This is a genomic window from Paenibacillus sp. FSL K6-1096 (genome assembly GCF_037977055.1).
Classification (GTDB): Bacteria; Bacillota; Bacilli; order Paenibacillales; family Paenibacillaceae; genus Paenibacillus_AQ.
In genome coordinates, this window is sequence record NZ_CP150274.1 from 2728748 (window position 1) to 2743695 (window position 14948).

At 55.8% G+C, this 14948-nt stretch carries 11 protein-coding genes; 1 reads left to right on the forward strand and 10 read right to left on the reverse strand.

The window, feature by feature from the left end; genetic code table 11:
- Positions 1-4: 4 nt before the first annotated feature.
- The 10 genes from MHI24_RS12020 to MHI24_RS12065 form a co-directional block, all read right to left on the reverse strand.
- On the reverse strand, positions 5-907 hold the full coding sequence (locus MHI24_RS12020; RefSeq protein ID WP_340025845.1) for a transporter substrate-binding domain-containing protein: 903 nt from the start codon (positions 905-907) through the stop codon (positions 5-7).
- Between the two features lie 182 nt (positions 908-1089).
- Positions 1090-1986 carry a LysR family transcriptional regulator gene (locus MHI24_RS12025; protein WP_340025846.1) on the reverse strand — a complete coding sequence of 299 codons (897 nt, stop codon included), beginning with the start codon at positions 1984-1986 and terminating at the stop codon, positions 1090-1092.
- A gap of 730 nt (positions 1987-2716) precedes the next feature.
- Positions 2717-3781 (reverse strand): hypothetical protein, encoded by a 1065-nt coding sequence (locus tag MHI24_RS12030; protein WP_340025847.1) that lies wholly within the window; start codon positions 3779-3781, stop codon positions 2717-2719.
- Positions 3782-4823: 1042 nt separating this feature from the next.
- A complete protein-coding gene (locus MHI24_RS12035; protein ID WP_340025849.1) occupies positions 4824-6119 on the reverse strand; it encodes a homocysteine synthase in 1296 nt (431 codons plus the stop codon).
- Between the two features lie 147 nt (positions 6120-6266).
- Complete coding sequence (locus MHI24_RS12040) at positions 6267-7265, reverse strand: alpha/beta hydrolase (RefSeq protein ID WP_340025850.1); 999 nt, start codon at positions 7263-7265, stop codon at positions 6267-6269.
- A gap of 183 nt (positions 7266-7448) precedes the next feature.
- Positions 7449-8195, reverse strand: a complete 747-nt coding sequence (locus MHI24_RS12045) for a GntR family transcriptional regulator (protein WP_340025851.1) — start codon at positions 8193-8195, stop codon at positions 7449-7451.
- Positions 8182-9195: a sugar kinase gene (locus MHI24_RS12050; protein ID WP_340025852.1), complete on the reverse strand. Its 1014-nt coding sequence runs from the start codon at positions 9193-9195 to the stop codon at positions 8182-8184. The genes MHI24_RS12045 and MHI24_RS12050 overlap by 14 nt, the downstream gene beginning before the upstream one ends.
- Positions 9188-9943 (reverse strand): KDGP aldolase family protein, encoded by a 756-nt coding sequence (locus MHI24_RS12055; RefSeq protein WP_340025853.1) that lies wholly within the window; start codon positions 9941-9943, stop codon positions 9188-9190. Before MHI24_RS12055 ends, MHI24_RS12050 begins: the two co-directional genes overlap by 8 nt.
- The gene (locus MHI24_RS12060; protein ID WP_340025854.1) at positions 9943-11049 is read right to left on the reverse strand and encodes a DgaE family pyridoxal phosphate-dependent ammonia lyase; all 1107 of its coding nucleotides are present in this window, start codon (positions 11047-11049) and stop codon (positions 9943-9945) included. Before MHI24_RS12060 ends, MHI24_RS12055 begins: the two co-directional genes overlap by 1 nt.
- Positions 11027-12136: an amidohydrolase/deacetylase family metallohydrolase gene (locus MHI24_RS12065; protein ID WP_340025855.1), complete on the reverse strand. Its 1110-nt coding sequence runs from the start codon at positions 12134-12136 to the stop codon at positions 11027-11029. Before MHI24_RS12065 ends, MHI24_RS12060 begins: the two co-directional genes overlap by 23 nt.
- A 257-nt stretch (positions 12137-12393) precedes the next feature.
- On the opposite strand from MHI24_RS12065, the gene MHI24_RS12070 reads away from it, so the two are divergent.
- Positions 12394-14730: a helix-turn-helix domain-containing protein gene (locus tag MHI24_RS12070; RefSeq protein ID WP_340025856.1), complete on the forward strand. Its 2337-nt coding sequence runs from the start codon at positions 12394-12396 to the stop codon at positions 14728-14730.
- Positions 14731-14948: the final 218 nt, after the last annotated feature.

The following is a 14948-nucleotide window of genomic DNA, read 5'->3' on the forward strand; positions in this document are numbered from 1 at the left end:
ATCCTTACTCTTGGATGCTGTACATTTCGTCAGGAACCTTCATCTCGAATCCGAACCACTGCTTTTGCATTTCCGCCAGCTTGCCGTTCTCCTTCATCCCGATGATCACACGGTTGAGATACTGCTGCATATCCGTGTCCCCTTTGCGGACCATCCAGGCCAGATACGTCGGATCTCCTATCGTGCCTACGATCTCAAAAGTATCGGGCCGGCTTTTGACCAGCTGAGACATGGCCGGCAGAGCCTGAACCACTGCATCCACCCGTTTGGCAGCCAAATCCTGATAGGCATCGGGATAGCTTACATATTCCTTCATTTCCTTGAAGCCGCCGCCGTCCGCTTTTAGCTTCTCGTTATATTTTTTCAGCGCATCCACCGGACCCGAATTGATCAGAACACCGACAATCTTGCCGTTCAGGTCGTCCACCGTCTGGATCGAATCATCCCCCTTATGCTTCATCACCGCCGCCGTTCCTTCGGCAATGGGAACGGTAAAAAGGTAGTTCTCCTGTCTTTTCGGTGTAATGGTCATGGACGTAGCCACAATATCGAACTTCCCGGCATCCAGCCCCGGCAGTATACCGGTAAAAGGTGTATCCGGCTGCTCCAGCTTCACTCCCAGCTCTTTCACCACTTCAGCCAGAATTTCCGCGCCGTAGCCTACAATTTTACCATCCTCAACAAATTCAAACGGTGCATAGGTTGCATCCGTACCGACCTTTATTTTGCCGTCCGCTTTAACCTTGTCCACCAGGCCCCCGCTTGCAGCGGTATTATTCCCCGGAGAAGGCGAACCCGCCGGATTGGCCGCAGAAGTGTTGTCCGCAGCATTGCCGCATCCCGCAAGCAGGGAAGTCAGGATTGTAATCACAGCCAGAGACTTGATGCCTTTAAGATGAAATACCATTTCAGAACACCCCTTCAGTCATTGTAGTTTGCGACGCCGTGGGATTGAGCCTTAAGTTAACTTTAATGACATCCCGGTGTCTTTATTGCTTGTTAACTACCTTAACATGAATTTTTAAATAAAAAAAATAGACATAATCTTATTTGTTATAAAGACTGTCTATTTAGATATTACTTATTATGTTATTTCAATGTCATATTATCCCGGTATAATTCCTTGTTCGAGAAAAATTCCAGCACTGCGGTTTCATCCTTCTCCTTCAGATACATCAGCGAGACCTTGGCGTGGACATCCACCTCGGACTCAACCGGTATGCGGGCCAGGGTATTCTTAAGGATCTCACTTCTGGCCGAATACTCCGGCAAAAAGCACACGCCCCTGCCGATCTCCACCAGCCGCTTGGCGGTCTCCATGTTATCCACTTCAAAAATGATGTTGGGGCGCATCTGCATCGATTCGAACATTTTGACCAGCAGCAGCCATTCCTCCGACAGATGATCATAAAAGATAATCTCATGGTCCAGCAGCTCGGATGTCTTGATGGTCTCCTTGCGCAGCGCAAGCGGATGATCCGGAGCAGCGTACAGGCCGATGGAGGTGGACAGCATCGTTTTGCTGATCATCCGGGGATGGGTCGTCGTGCGCACCAGGCCGAAATCCACCTCTTCCTCCAGAATGCGGGTCATGATCTGCTCGGACGGATACGACAGGATTTTGACCCGGGTATCCGGGAACCTGGTCCTGAAGTTATTCAGCAGCCCGGGGAGCAGGTAATTGGAGATGGAAATGGAACATCCGATCCGCACCTCCTCCGGCAGGGCAATATGCTGGTTCATTTTGTAGGTGGCTTCACGGTAGGACTGGAGGATTTTCTCCGCATAGGGAATCAGCTTCTTGCCGCCCTCTGTTAATTGAATGTATCTGCCGTTGCGGTGGAACAGCTTCACATTCATCTCGTTCTCCAGGGAACGGATGCGGGCCGTCACGGACGGCTGGCTCAAAAACAGGGCCTCCGCCGCTTTATTAAAGCTGCCCAAATGAACTACAAACACAAACGCCTCCAGATTCTCGATGTTCATAAGTCATCCCCCTGCTCGTTCTGCTTGATTTACAATGAGTCTAACGAGTAGGCGGGAGTTGTGCAAGTGTGGAGACTTGAATGGTTCGGGGTGAAGGAGTGCTGGTGCCTGCTCTCACAGGCCGCTTGTATGGGTATGGGGCAGCATAGTTGCACATTATGCAGGATTTCGCTATGAAGGTTACTGGCTGGGGAGCAATGTTGCATAATTTGCAAAAATTCCGGCGCAGAGAGCAAGTTAGCGCTGACTTTGTTGCATTTGGTGCAGGATTTCGGCGTAGACTGCTTCGTATTGGGCAGTATTGCTGCATTTTGTGCAGGATTTCTCTATGAAGGTTACTGGATGGGGAGCATGGGAGAGCATGTGGCTCCTCCCTCGACGCAGCAGTATCCCTTGTATTCGGTTTTTCGCATATATTGGGCCCATATTCTCCTCCGTTGCCGATTGTATTCGGTTTTTGAATTACATTCCGCCCCCACGCCGACGCCCCACCCGATTGAATTTACTTATCCCCAAAACTATACACATCTTATCCACAACAGAAGAAAATCATAATTTTCTACACAACAACAGCAACGACAACAAAAGAGAGTGGTTTCCCACTCTCCCAGTTACTCTAATTCAACTACTCCCTCTCCGTTAAAACGCGGACCTTCATGTGATTTCCCATGTTCCCGCTGCTAGCACCGGCTGAGCATGGCCGCTACTGCCGGTGCTGCCGGTGCCACCGCTACTGCCAGCCTCCGGCAGCGGCATCCGGGTGCTCCTGCCTCGCCATCCAGGTGAGGCAGGCCGCCCGCAGCAGCGCGTCGGTCCGCTGGGCCGCGCCGCAGAAGACCCCGCTCAGGCCGATCTCATACAGATCGGCCAGCGCGTACGCCGCCGGTGCCCCCGCGGCGAGCACTGCCGCCGCCGGCCGCACCCGGCGTACGGCGGCCAGCACCCCGGCCGCCGCCCGGGCGAAGCCCTCGGCGGCGTTCGCCCCCGGCGCGGCTTCGCCCGCCGCGCCGTCCAGCACGAGGAAATCGGCGATGCGCGCGATTTCCCCGGCGGCAGCCGGGCTCACATCGGGGGCGAGCAGCGCCCCGATGCGGCAGGCTGCCGCATAAGCGTGGCCGAGGGTCTGCTCGGCCACGGCCTCAATGAATTCGCGCTGCGCAGCGAATTCGGCGGCGCCGGCGGGGTACGGCGCCAGCAGGTCTATGCGGCTGTCGCCGCCCAGCCGCTGGCTGTGCAGGACGGCGGCGAACAGCGCGCCGAGCTGCGCGTCCTGCAGCGCGGCCAGCCGGTCCGGGCGGGCGGCGAGCTTCGCCGTGTAAGGCAGAGTGACTGCGGCCCACACGCCGTCAGCCGACTCCACCAGGTCGGCTGTGGCTGCCCGCAGCCGGTAATAGATCCGCTGCAGGATACGCTCCGCCTGCGCAGGCTCCGCCTCCCCGCACGACATCCAGCGCGAATAGAGCGCCGAGAGTTCCGGCTCGCGCAGCCATTCCTCGGCGCGGATCAGACAGGGACCCGCAGGATAGACACCGGGCGGCTCACGGCGGGCAGCCCCATCCCCCCTGCCCTCGCGCAGCACCAGGAAGGTCTGGCGCTCCCCGGGACGGCGGGAATAACTGCGGCTTGAGCTAACGCTACTCTTGCGCGGGTCTCCCCCGGCAAGAAATTCCGCTGCGGCGGAGGCTACAGATGCGGACTGGCTCATCTCCAGACCCGCCGCCCGGCCGCCGGGGTCAGACTGGAACGGATGCTCCTCATACTTTGGACCCTCATTCTGCTGGCGTTCACCCTTCATCCTCGCACCCACCTTTTCTCACTTGGATTACTGCCGTGTTGTTCCCCTCAAGGGCTGCTGCCAACACCTCACATGCTTCATTCTATAGATACTGGCAAAGGCGCAGAAATATGCAAACGGTATCAAATGAAAGCGGCAGCAGCATCTTCCCCAGATGGGTATGGAACAGGTGGTGGGGGCGAGTTGAGATGGAGCGGCGAACTAGAGTCCGTGGGTGAACTGAAGTGGTGAGTAAGCTAGAGTGAGTTGGGTGAGTTGGAGCGGGTGGGTGAACTGGAGTGGGTAGGAAGTAACGTTTACACATTTTGTTGTTAATCACTAACGGCTTTGAACTGGGTTGGGGCTCACCTTCGGGTTTCGGCATGACCCCTGGCTGTTCTATTGTATTTACTACAGCAGATCTTCTCTTTAGCGGTTCTAAAAAGCAATCTGTTGCAGTTTGTACAGCAGATTTTTGTGGAAGGGGTGTTTTGGGGGAGTATGCTGGAAATCTATTGTATGGAATACATTAGAACAGATTTTAACGCCGGATATAGCCTAATCTATTGTACAAAATACACTCGCCGGCCCATTTCCTTGCGAATCAACTCCTCACAATCTGCTCTTCTCACGAACTGCTCCTCTTACGAACCACTTTTTTCACAAACCCATTTCCTCATTTCCTCGCGAACCAGTCTCCTCGCAAATCATTTCCTCACAATCCGCTCCTCTTACGAATCATTTCCCCACGAACCATTACCTTGCAAATCAATTCCTCACAAACCTCTCCTCTTACGAACCGCTTTCCCCGCACCCCCTCTTCCCATTACTCCCCCCCCCCGGCCTCCTGCTCCCGCAAAAAAAGACCACCATCCAATGCAGAAATACTCTGCATCAAACAGTGGTCTGTAATTCCTATGGCTGCAAGGAACTGTGCTTAATTGAAACCAGTTGGGAGGGGGGAGCACGCGGCTTCTGCTCACCTCTATCCAGCTACAACTCTCCGGCAGCTCAGGGGCTCAGCCTCTCACTCCCCAGCACAGTCTACTCCCGCTAAATCCGCTTACCCCTGCTGGCTGGCGGCGATCGCCTGCTCCAGGTCATAGAGGATGTCGTCGATGGATTCCGTACCGATGGACAAGCGCAGCAGCTCCGGCGTCACGCCGGCCGCCCGCTGTTCCGCATCCGACAGCTGCTGGTGGGTCGTGCTGGCCGGGTGGATGATCAGCGACTTGGAATCGCCGACATTGGCCAGATGCGAGAACAGCTTCACATTCTCGATCAGCTTCACCCCTGCTGCAGCCCCGCCCTTGATGCCGAAGGTCAGGATCGCACCCTGGCCCTTAGGCAGATATTTCTGGGCCAGCTCATACGATGGATGGCTCTGTAGTCCGGCATAGCTCACCCACTCTACAGCATCATGGGCCTCCAGATACTGAGCCACCTTCAGCGCATTCTGGCTGTGGCGCTCCAGACGCAAATGCAGCGTCTCCAGGCCCTGCAGCAGCAGCCAGGAATTGAATGGAGAGATTGCCGCGCCAAGGTCGCGGAGCAACTGGACACGCGCCTTGATAATATAGGCGATTGGCCCGACCGCTTCCGTGTAGACGACGCCGTGGTAGCTCGGGTCCGGCTCGGTCAGGCCCGGGAACTTGCCGCTGGCCTTCCAGTCGAACTTGCCTCCGTCCACGATGATTCCGCCAATAGAGGTTCCGTGTCCGCCGATGAACTTAGTCGCCGAGTGTACAACGATATCGGCCCCGTGTTCAATCGGACGCAGCAGATACGGGCTGGGGAAGGTATTGTCCACAATCAGCGGAATCCCGTGCTCATGGGCGATGGCTGCAACCTTTTCGATATCCAGAATGTTCCCTTGGGGATTACCGATCGTCTCAGCGTAGAGTGCCTTGGTCTTATCTGTGATCGCTGCCCGGAAGTTCTCAGGATCATCGGAGTTCACGAAGTTCACCTTAATGCCCAGCTTAGGCAGTGTCGTGGAGAACAAATTATAAGTTCCGCCGTACAGGCTTGCGGAGGAGACGATCTCATCGCCTGCTCCGGCAATATTGAGAATAGAGAAGGAAATCGCCGACTGCCCGGAAGCGGTCGCCAGTGCGCCTGCCCCGCCCTCCAGCGCGGCCAGCCGCTGTTCAAACACATCGGTCGTCGGATTCATCAGCCGGGTGTAGATATTGCCGAACTCCTTAAGCGCGAACAGATTCGCGGCGTGCTCCGCATCGCGGAACCCGTAGGAAGTGGTCTGGTATAGCGGCACGGCACGGGCAAGAGTAGTGGGATCAATCTCCTGGCCTGCATGGACGGCGAGGGTTTCAAAGGACAGCTTGCGCTCTTCTGACATGGTGTTTCCTCCTCTAAATATAGGTGATGGCAAATGTTAACTTTACCAAGATTGTACCTATTCTCTCACAAACCATGTCATTTGAAAAGATAAAATTCTTATTATTTCACTGTGTTTTATTAAGTTTAGCAAGCTCCCGGCAGAGCCTCAAGGCTGCTGCCCTATCTCCTTCATAAAGCTCATGAATTTCTCAGCAATTTCTGCAGGATGGGAACGGTATAAATAATGATTGGCATCCAGCAGCTCCATCTCTGCATGTACGGAATGGCTGATTAGCTTCTCATGCTCCGGAATCCATTGATCCGTTGCCGGATGCTCCGCTTGAACAAAAAGCAGGACAGGGAGATTTGGCGGGAACGTTACCCCTCGCTGTTCAGCCCCTTTAAAGCTAGAGTACATGTTCTCCGCCTCATTTAACAGCGTTGTGTTGTACATATTTTTCTGGATCAGCAGCTTCAATTGTTCTTTGGTGTGTTCATCATATGCCAGTCCCTCATAGGGGTCATCACTCAGCTTCAATTGCAGCCGGGCGAAGCCTAAGGTTCGGAACCATTTAACCATGGTTGTCTCTGAGGACTCAATCTTTTGCTCGCTCAGCGACGGTACACTGTTATCCAGTCCGACAAATGCACTGACTTCATCCCGATATTTGTTCACATAATCCAGACTATAGATTCCTGAGATAGAATGGCCCATAAGGATGTAACGGTCAATATTGAGCTGCTGTAACGCTTCATGGATTTCACTTACGATATTCTCTGAGGTTCGTTCTTTCTTCGTTGCGTCGCTTAAGCCATAGCCGAAAGGCTCAACAACTACAACCTTATAATGTGGAGACAGCTCGTCAACGAGCAGCTTGAAATCAAGCGCCGGTGAAGCTGTTCCGAAGCCGGGAAGCAGCACGACCGTGTCCGGGCCATCGCCTTGAATGAACACATTCATCTTCTTGCCGTCTACGGATACTTGCTGGCCGTAAGGCTCTATCCTTTTGGCCTCCGCATTGCTGCTGATTACATTCGTGATATATACAATCCCCACAAAAAGCACAATAGCGAGCAGGATCGCTCCCAATACTCTAAGCAGAATCTTACGCACTTTCTTGAACCCCGTTTGCTTGCCCGTTGTCTTGTTCGCCGGTGGTCTCATGTTCATCTTCCCCTGTCTGTTTGTAGGCTTGCTTCATGACCGTTACTGCAAGCTTACCGGACGAAGATGTCCTCTCTATGACGGCAATATGAACGGAATATGAACCGGATATGTACTATATACGCAAAAATGCCACGGTTACCAGCAAGCAAGCTTGTGTGCAACCGTAGCATATGACGGGTCTCAGGCATCATAGCTGACCAGATAATGATGCAGCTCCGTGTTATAACAGCCGATGCTGTGCTCAATTAGCCTGCCTTCCGCATCATAGGAGTTGCGCAGGCGTTTGAGTACATAGGCGCCGGGCGGGAGCTTCAGCAGCTCACACACCTCGGGCGGCGCAGGCTCAGCGAAGAAGCGGTCCCTGAAGCTCTCCAGCACAATGTCCTTCTCCTCCAGCGAATCGTACAGAGACTGGAAGTCTGCCTTCATCTCCGCCGCACTTCCCCCGGGCAGAGCGGCTGCCGCGAGAAAATGGATCAGATGGATATAGGGCTGTCCGTCCAGGATATACAGCCGTTCAATCCGCTGGCAATACGGCCCGTAGCGGCTGTATTCCTCCGTCCCGGCATCATTGGTGACCAGGCTTGTGCTCAGCAGCTTCTTTTCCAGCTTATGACCGGCCTCGACCAACAGCTCCGTGAACCGCTTGCCCTTGGAGAGCTTCTGGTAGGCGGTATTGCGCATGACAATCGTTCCGACACCGCTCTTCTTCTGGACGTAGCCCTCCTGGGCCAGCTCCTGGACCGCGCCGCGGACCGTCATTTTACTGACACCGAACTCTTTCTCCAGCTGCGGCTCAGAGGGGATGATACTCCCCAGCGGGTAGACGCCGTGCAGAATCCGGTCCTTAAGAATCTTCTGGATCTGCTGGTATAAGGGGCCTTGCTTGCGTTTCAGAGACACGCTCTGCTCACTACCTTTCAACATCTAACGTATGGTCTGACAGCGCCCGGAGCACCTCGCTCTCGGTAAACAGCGCGGTGTCGCCCGGGACGGTATGGGCCAGCATCGCTGCGGCCGCTGCCATATCGACCGTCTGCTGCTGGGGATACTGCCGGAGCCCGCCATGGATGATGGCACTGGCGTAGGCATCCCCGGCACCGATCCGGTCATGTACCGGGAAGGTCAGCTTGCGGGAGAACGCGAACATACCTTGACGGTACATATATCCGGTCAGGGAATGCGTATTGTCCGCATTAATCTCACGGTGGGTTCCCGCAACCGTTCCGATCCCGAACTGCTCCGCCACGGCAGGAATCACCTGCTTCAACTGTGTTATTCTATCATAATCACCGGCACTCATGCCAAGAATGTACAGCGCATCCTTCTCATTCATCAGTACCAGATCGGCCAGCGTAAGCAGTTCCTCGTAATGCGGGCGGGCCTTGGCGTAGCCGTCCTCGCCCCATAACGCGGGACGGTAGTTGCAGTCGAATACCACCTGGCCTCCGGCCCGCTTCACTTCGGCAGCAAGCTGCTTCATCTGCCGGCGTACACTATCATTCATAGCGAGTGTTATCCCGCATAGATGAAGGACATCCACCCGGGAAGCCAGCGCCGCCATGTCATACTGATCAGCGCCGGCGGTATTGAAGCTGCTGCCCAGCCGGTCTGTATAGGTGACTCTTCCGGGGCGGGCGCCGAACCCGTTCTCCAGGAAGTACATTCCGAGATGCTTGCCGCCCCGGCGGATCAGTGACGTATCGACCCCAAGCTTGCGCAGATAAGCGATTGCCGCATCCCCAACCGGAGTATCAGGCAGAGTAGTGATGAGTGCGCCATTATGGCCGTATCTGGACAGCGCCGCCGTTACATTCACCCCGCTGCCCGAAAAAGAGTACTCCAGCCTGCTGCTCTGGGCCAGCGTCTCCAATCCCGGAACCTGCAGCCGCATCATCACCTCGCCAAATGCAGCGATTCTAGGCATACCGGTCCACCAGCGATTTCATCGTACCAAGCAGCGTGCGGACATCCTGCACCCTCGTGCTTCCCGTCTCGGGATCAATGATCGAGGAATAGACATGCGGGATCACTTGCGGCACACCCGCCTGAAGGGCAATCTCCAGAATAGGTGCGAAGTTGTCCAGATCGATTCCGCCCGTAGGCTCCAGGGCAAATCCGGCCTCTCCGCAGGCTTTTGCCACCGCACGGTACTCTTCTTCCAGCTCCAGCCCCTTCATCGGATAATATTTAAGCGCATTGCCGCCCATATCCCGGACGAGGGCAATGGCGGCTTCCACCGGAACGATGGCCTGCGCGGCATTTCCTGAGCTGACCGGACCGGTGGAGATGTTGACATACCCCGGCTGTCCGCAGGGCGAGACCAGACTGTTAATCCAGCTGTCCTCCGCTCCCAGATTGGCCCGGGTCGCGCCTACAGCCGGAAATACCTGATTGATATGGCTGCCAGCATAGCTTGAAGCGATCTCTGCGACCACCGCCGCCTGGCGGTTGTCCCCGGCACCAAGCCCGATGGAGACGGCATCCTGGATCGCCTGTCCATACTCTGTCATAGCGGCGGACGCTTCGCGGGCGTTGGCGTAATTTTTGGAGAGCACGCCTACCAGTACATGCCCTTCGGCCGCCTCGTAGATGTCCTTGGCATTCCCGATACTGCCGGCCAATACATTCAGTGCCGCTCTGTTCTTATAGAAACGCTGCTGAATCTTGCTCATTATGATCTGCCCCCTATAATTTCTTGAATTCTGCTGACAATGACCTGCAGATCGTCTCCCTGGAGCGGCCTTGGATCAATATCAAAATACCCCTGCTTCACTCCATAATCACGTGTATACACGGCAATATCCCCTTCGCGCAGACGGTCATTGACCTCACGGGCATCCACGCCCGCAGCAGCGGCATCAATCTGGATGCGTCCCCGGTAAATCGCCCGCCCGGCTTCATCCTGCACGGTGCGGACCGACACTCCGGGAAGGGCGGCCAGCGGCTGAAGCGCCTCCAGCGCCTGCTTCTCCTGCTGGCTGTTGTCCGCCTTGTTCTGGTATTCATCCAACGCCTGAAGCAGTCCGAAGGTAGTCTCCTTGCCGACCTTCATGCTGCGGCCGATCCCGTGCAGCTGTACCTTTAGCCAGCCGATGTATTGCTTCTTCCCGGCTACAATGCCTGAAGTAGGACCTTCAACCGCCTTCGACCCGCTGTAGATGGCCAGATCGGAATACTGGACATATTTGCGCAGGTCCTCCTCCGCTGCCGCATCGACAATCATCGGCACGCCCCTGCGCTGTGCAACCTCCCAGGCTTCTTCCACCGAGATCATATTCTTCTGGACGGCGTGGTGGGATTTCACATAGAGAATCGCTGCGGTACGTTCACCGATGGCTTGTTCAATATGCTCTGCGCGGCCTTCGTTGGCATATCCAACCTCGACCACCCGGCCGCCGCCGAGGAAGACCATCGTCTCCACAGGCGCACCATACTGCACATTATGGCCCTTCAGCATAATGATCTCATTCTTCAGCACCGGCTCCTGGTGCAGGCGCAGGCTGAGCCGCGGATCACCGCCGGTCACGACCGCCGCCACGGACAGCGCAATGCCGCTGGAGGCAGAGTTCACAACAACGGCTGCTTCCGAGCCGAGCAGACGGGCGATGTAATCTCCCGATTTGTCCACCAGATCCGCGATCTCCACATACTGCTGGCCGCCCTGCTTCATCGCCTCCATCACCGAATCGGTGGGCGCGGATACACCCAGGATGCTCATTCTTCCGCTGGCATTAATCACCCGCTTCAATCCATATTTAGCTCGTAATGAATGATCCATTGATAAAGACTCCTTTTGCTTCAATATAGTGATTCGCGGTCCGGACCTCGCCTTCCGAGTCCTTCAGCTGCTTCTCTCCTGCTTCCACAGCGAACAAGGTCAGGTTGGCCGGCTCCCCTACCCGGATCTGTCCCAGCTCCGGCTTGCCAAGCCACGCGGCAGCGCTGCTGGTCACGGCCCGGATGACCTCTTCCAGGCTGTAGCCCAGATGCAGGAACTTCGTCAGCACATCCGCCATGCTGTACACCGGACCGTTCAGCCGGTTGCCCCGGTAGATATCTGTACTGATTGTATTCAGCCCGATACCAGCCGCCTTCGCCTGCTCCGCCACCCGGAAGGAGAAGCTTGCCGTGCCATGCCCTACATCCAGCTGTACGCCTCTGGCGGCGGCATCCAGCAGCTCTTGCAGCGGCGTGCCGTCCGCATGGAACAGATTATTGGCTTTGCCGTTCAGATAATGGGTAATGACATCACCCGGCTGCAGCAGCTTCAGCACCTCGGTTACTGCAGGCGGGGCTGAGCCGATGTGCACCATAAGCGGAAGCTTCAATTCTTCCGACAGCGCGCGTGCCAGCTTCAGCGGCTCAATGCCGCTGTCCTTGACGACACTTTGGCTGATGCGGGCCTTCAGGCCGACGATAAATTCCGGGTAGGCTGCCGCCGCCTCCACCGCCCTGGCCCGGTCAATCCACTCCAGCTGCGAGAGCTCATCGGTCCGCGCAAGGCCGATTCTAGAGATATTGAGCAGAGCGAACACCCGTGTATCGGCCTCAAGACTTGCGCGGTAAAAGGCTCCGATCCGGTCTGCACCGCAGCTCCCGGCATCCACCAGTGTCGTTACCCCCTGCTTCACCCCGATCTCGTCGATCTCATCGCCGTAGGGGTCAAGCTCCGGCACAGCATGTACATGCAGATCAATCCATCCGCTGGAGCCATATAACCCGGCGCAGTCCAGCAGGGTCCCGCCCTCCGCCTGGCCCGGCGGGGTAATCGCGGTGATCATGCCGTCCCGGATCGAAATATCCACCGTCCGGCCGTCCACCAGCCGCAAATTGCGCAGCACGTTCTCTGTGCCCACTTGTCCCATCTCCTTCTTCACCCCCGGTCTGCAGGGGATTACAAAAAATGATTAATGACATGAACTCCATACATCCTTATGCTTAACAATAAGCAACGCCTTTGCCGTCCTGTCATTAAAATAAAAGCTGCTTCACTCTAAAGATTATAATGTTATAATGTTTATAGTAGCACAAGTGTCATCCGGATGAGAACTGTGATTTTTAATCCAACAGCTTCCATCCAGGATTTCTGGTCCGAATATCTTAACACTGGAGGTACTGCTTCATGGCCCAGCCCGTACACCCGCTATCCCTGCTCAACCGTTTCCGGCTTACCTGGAATCATTTCAAATCCAAGCTGCTGCTCAAATACGCATTCTCCTATATCCTTATGTTCCTCATCCCGCTGACCGGCGTTACCTTCTTCGTCTATGAAAACGCCGTCAAAGGCCTGAGGGTCGAAATTGAACAATCCAATGTCAACCAGCTCAATCAGGTGAAGAGCACCATTGACGGCCGGATGAACGAGCTCCAGGAAATCGCAGGCAGAATCGCCTATGACAAGCATCTGACCCCTTATATGGTCCGTCATCCGTACTACAGTCTGGAGGCTGTGCAGGCACTGGCGAATTACAAGGCCAGCAGCAGCATCGCCGAGGATCTGTTTCTCTATTTCCATGGCGATGCCAATATTTATTCTTACCGCGGCCTGGCCGATCTTCATGTTACGTTCAATACGCTCTACCAGTTCGAGCACTGGACTTCGGATGAGCTGCGCCGTGACTTGAATGAGACCCGCCAGCCGCTTGTGCGTCCCGCCGAGAATGTAACCGTCAATTCCCGTGTCGAGCCGATGCTCGCCATGCTGATCCCCGTGAAGCCCAATGACCCGTTCCCCTACGGAACGGTTGTCTACCTGATGAAGGAATCGAATCTTACCGGCGTGATGGATACGATTCTGAACGATTTCGCGGGCAGCAGCTATATCTTCGGTCCCTCCGGCGAGGTGCTGACTGCGAACAGCCATGGCGTCAGTCTCCCCCAGGACGAGCTGAAGCAGATCTCTGCCCTTCAGCCGGGTATTCACAACCTGGAGCTGGACGGGGAGCAATATTCCGTGGTGTCTGTGAAGTCTGAAGAGAACGGCTGGACCTACGTCACCACGATGCCCAGCTTCCAGTTCTTCAGCCGGGTGGCCCATGTCCAGACGCTGATTCTGATTGTCTTCTGCATCACAGTTGTCACAGGCATAGCGGCCGCACTGCTGCTGGCCAAGCGGCAATATCACCCGATCCGGGACCTGATGGAATTCGCCAAGCCGAGAGGCAGCGGCAGCGAGACGTACAGAGTCCGCAATGAATGGGACTCGATCCGCCAGACGCTGCATGATTACAGCGCCAGAATTGATCTTCAGGAGCCTTTTGTCCGCAACCAGTGTATGCTGCTGCTGCTCAAGCACGGCAAGCCGGATGATCCCGAGATTGAGCAGATGCTGCTCAGCACAGGCTTCCGCTATCCGCAGGGACAAGGCCTCTACTTCTCGGCGATCCTGTCCTGGGATGATCCGGCGTCCGGCGGCCAGTCCTGGCAGGAACGCCATCTGCTGCAGGAGATGCTGACCAATACCCGCCTGCCCGGGCCGGATGCGCAGATCTTCGGGATTGAATTCTCGGTCAAGGACCAGTTCGCGCTGATTGTCTCCCTTCCCGGCGAAGGGGAGCTTCCGGTCCAGAGCCGGATGGAGCAGGTGATTACAGCCGTCCAGGCTGTGATCCGGGAACACTCGCAGCTTGAGCTGAGCATCGGTGTCGGCATGGCCTACCGCGACCTGGCCCGGCTGAACCAGTCCTTCATTGAAGCCTCGGCGGCACTGGAGCACCGGATGATCCGGCGCAGCGGCCAGGTCACCTACTTCGAGCAGCTGGCTGAGCTAAGCCCGTCCGCTGCCGGTAGCTTCTGGATTCCGCGCAAATCGATGCTCAAGCTGGAGCAGAGTCTGAAGCAGGGCAACGAATCGGTAGCGGCCCAGATGATTGCCGACACCATCGATACGATGAAGGATGAGCCGCTCCAGGTGCATCTGCTGCGCTGTATCTGCTTCGATCTGCTGAACGCTTTTCTGCGCACCGCCTCGGAGCTGGGCATGGATGAGGTGTTCACCAATATGCCGGAGCTGACCTCCTTCGAGACGCTGGAGGAGCTGGAGAGCCGGCTGCTCTCACTGGCTGCCGCCATCTGCGCCCAGGTCGAACGGAATACAGAGACGAGCGAGTCTTCGCTGATGGATGACATTCTGGAATATGTCGACCAGCAGTTTGCCGATTACACGCTCAGCCTGGAGCATGTGGCGTTGAAGTTCGCCATCTCGACCTCTTATTTAAGCCGCAGCTTCAAGGAGAAGACCGGCAGCAATTTCTCCCAGTATATCTGGCAGCGGCGTGTGGACGAGGTGATCCGTCTGCTGGAGAACACCAGTGCGCCGCTCAAGGAAATCATCGAGCAGGTCGGTTATCTGGATGCGCCCAACTTCATCCGCAAGTTCAAAAAAGAAACCGGTCTGACGCCGGGACAGTACCGCAAGGAACATGCCTTGAAGGGAGCTGCTGCGAAAAGACCGGTTTAATAGGGCGGAGACTCGCCCTGGGTTTTGACTTACAATCAATCCTGCACATATTGCAACATTTCGCTCATCCTGTTGCCCCGAACGCGTAATTGTTGCACAAAAGGCAGGATTCCATCTCGTCCGGGCAGTGTGGCAGGATTATTCCTGCATTCTATGCAACATTCCTCCCGTAAAGCTGGCTATCTGTGAACCCAAGCTGCAAAATATGCAACATTTAT